Below are 3,087 nucleotides of genomic sequence, written 5' to 3' on the forward strand. Positions count from 1 at the left end.
ATAATCAGTGGGGGATGGAGAAAACATTCAATATTGGGGGTATGGACTCTACAATGATAAGGTAAATAAAGCGAATATTAAGGATGCTTATTCAAGAATGTTTCGTTCAGTTGAGTCCATTAAAAATAAGAAGTGAATGATCTGTATATGAATTAGAGGAGAATGTAATAAAGTAAGGATAAGGTATGAATATACAAAAAGCTCAGCTGATTTTTCTTGTCAACTGAGCTTTTATATTTGTTTTATTTTATATAGAGGTTATAACAGCGGAGAGACCGATGAAAAAAAGAACGTAAATTCATTGCTATTCTCCCAGCAGCTTACTTATATGCTAGAACAGCCCAGTGACATGGGGCTGTTTGTCTCCAATTTACACTAGAGAAGCCAGTCATTCTTAACATTGAATCGAGTTTATTAATTTGTGGGTAATCTTCTGTCGGATCCCACCGTTTTCCTATTCGTTGTTTTGCATCTTCCATAGCAATTTTAGATGCGAACATAATATCTAATAAGAGAAACTGCCCTTTTGGCTTCAAGATGCGATATACTTCGCTGCATGCTTCTTCTCTTTGTTCAGGTAAAACTTCATGAAAACAAAAGCTTGAAATAACGGAATCGAAACTCTCGCTTTTTTGTCCTGTATTTGTAAAAGTACCAGTGTTTAAGTTGAATTTTGGATGCTTATTTTGACATTGGTCTAACATTTTTTCTGACAGGTCAATTCCAAACATATTATTATCATTTTTACTTACTAAAGATGCAAAAGCACCTGTACCGATGCCAATATCAAGAATGCTATCTTTATCGCTAGTATGAAGCATTTGCTTAGCTTCAAGTAAACTGTGATTATATCCATAAAGCGGGCCGTTTGGGTTTTCTAAACTTTCATCATAAGTTTTGGCCCAATCGTTAAAAAGTTTTTGAGTAGTTTCAAATGTCCGTAGCAAATAAATTTCCTCCTTTATAAATGCTCTACCTCAGTTTCCAATGTATAAGTAATCTTCATATTCATCATTGTTATCACTCCAATCAATATGTACTAAATGAATAACTTCGGTTTGGAATTTTGAAATCCTTCTACACTCGTGTTAAAAATCAGTTCAAGGATTTTGGGTTTTACACTCTAATTGGGTTTATATCTCTTATAAAGGTGGAAATCTATAGTAACACTGGTGATACTATGTGACATAAATGTGCCTTCTTACATAATTTGATTTTGCAATTTATAATGTAAGGAGAATCTCAATTTATAGTAAGCGGAGGAAATGAACATGAAAGCAGTTGGTTTATTAGAATATTTACCTATCGAAAATGAGAACAGTTTAATCGATATTGAATTACCACGTCCAGTACCGACAGGAAGGGATATAGTCGTAAAAATCCATGCTATTTCGGTTAATCCCGTTGATACAAAAATTCGAGCACCAAAAGATAAAAAAGAAGAAGAGTATAAAATACTTGGATGGGATGCTAGCGGCGTTGTTGTAGAAATTGGGGAAGATTGTACGTTGTTTCAACCAGGTGATGAAGTTTTCTATGCAGGAAGTATTATTAGACCAGGTACATATAGTGAGTACCATCTAGTGGATGAGAGAATTGTTGGAGCGAAACCGAAAAATTTGACTCATGCGCAATCAGCTGCTATGCCATTAACTGCGATTACAGCGTGGGAAGGAATGTTTGAGCGTTTAGCAATTGATATTAATAATAAGGAAAAGAATAAACAGAAAAATATTTTAATCATCGGCGGCGCAGGTGGTGTAGGTTCTATTGCCATTCAATTAGCAAAATGTGCTGGCCTTAACGTGATTACAACTGCCTCTCGAAAAGAAACGAGAGAATGGGTGGAAAGTTTCGGTGCTGATTATGTTATCAATCACCATGAATCATTTAAAGAACAATTATCCAAAATGGAAATAGATGAAGTTGATTATATTTTCTGCTTAAATAATACAGATCAACACTGGAACAGCATGGCAGAAGTAATCAAACCGCAAGGAAAGATTTGTTCGATTGTAGAAAATGAGAAACCGCTAGAGTTAGGGTTATTAAAAAGTAAAAGTGCTGCATTTGTTTGGGAATTCATGTTTACAAGAGCTATGTACCAGACTGAAGATATGATTAACCAACATCTTTTGTTAAATCAAGTTAGTGAGTTACTGGATCAAAATGTGCTTAAGACGACTTTAAACAGGACGTTATCACCAATTCATGCGAGTAATATTAGAAAAGCGCATGAGATGATTGAAACAGGAAGTATGATTGGGAAGATCGTATTGGAAACTTTTTAAGGGTATATAAGTGGATACTGCCAAGAATGAAATATGAAGAATGGAGCTGTATGTAATACAGCTCTATTTTTATTTTGTGTATGTTTGAAATACTGCTATTAATATTGATAAATCAACAAAATAAGCTTTTCCATGGTAAATTAAATAGTTGTTTTATAAAAAAGTTGGACTGATTTGTATTCCTTCTTCAACTAACATACTGACTAATTTAATATTCTGCTTTAAAAGATTTGTGGTTTTTCAACATATAAACCTAAAATATATCCACAATTCAAACAGAAATATGAAGATATTGGTGAAGATTGACTTCTTGGATTGTTATAGGAAAACATATGAACTACCCCGTTGCCTGCTCTTATAATCCCTTTCTCAATTTGATTACCATTACACTTAGGACATACTTTCTCTTTCAACATTTTTTACCCCATTCTTTTATTCAAGTTCTATTTTTATTTATATTTTAACAAAAATTTGAAAAGTGTTGCATGATGATAATAACCTTTAGCCATAATTACGACTAAAGGTTTTTTAGTATAAAAAATTAAACAAATATAAAATTACAAGGAGACAATTTTATGGAAAATAATAAAAATGCAATACTCGCTTTGATTGTTTTTGCTTTAGGTTTAGCATTTTTTGTTGGTGGCATGGTTCATTCATTATGGGGATCATTTTGAATACTTAAATGTTTAAATTGTCGGCTTGAAACAAAGATGCATCGTTTAATAATTATCAAGACTAAAGGTGAAAATCTATTGATTTTAAAGGGATCTTACATATTAGATATGTATAATAT

The 3,087-nt window shown here is 32.6% G+C and carries 2 protein-coding genes; one reads left to right on the forward strand and one right to left on the reverse strand.

The features are described 5' to 3' along the window. Positions 1-320: 320 nt before the first annotated feature. Complete coding sequence (locus V7024_RS16220; RefSeq protein ID WP_335521764.1) at positions 321-947, reverse strand: class I SAM-dependent methyltransferase; 627 nt, start codon at positions 945-947, stop codon at positions 321-323. 324 nt (positions 948-1,271) lie between these two features. Here V7024_RS16220 and V7024_RS16225 point away from each other — a divergent pair, with 324 nt between their 5' ends. Beyond that, on the forward strand, positions 1,272-2,291 hold the full coding sequence (locus V7024_RS16225; protein WP_335521766.1) for a zinc-binding alcohol dehydrogenase family protein: 1,020 nt from the start codon (positions 1,272-1,274) through the stop codon (positions 2,289-2,291). Positions 2,292-3,087 lie beyond the last annotated feature (796 nt).

This window comes from Bacillus sp. JJ864 (assembly GCF_036963045.1).
Classification (GTDB): Bacteria; Bacillota; Bacilli; order Bacillales; family Bacillaceae_G; genus Bacillus_A; species Bacillus_A pseudomycoides_C.

Excerpts from the sequence above, each read along its gene's own strand:
- V7024_RS16225 (WP_335521766.1), top strand. The coding sequence starts at position 1,272 with ATGAAAGCAGTTGGTTTATTAGAATATTTACCTATCGAAAATGAGAAC.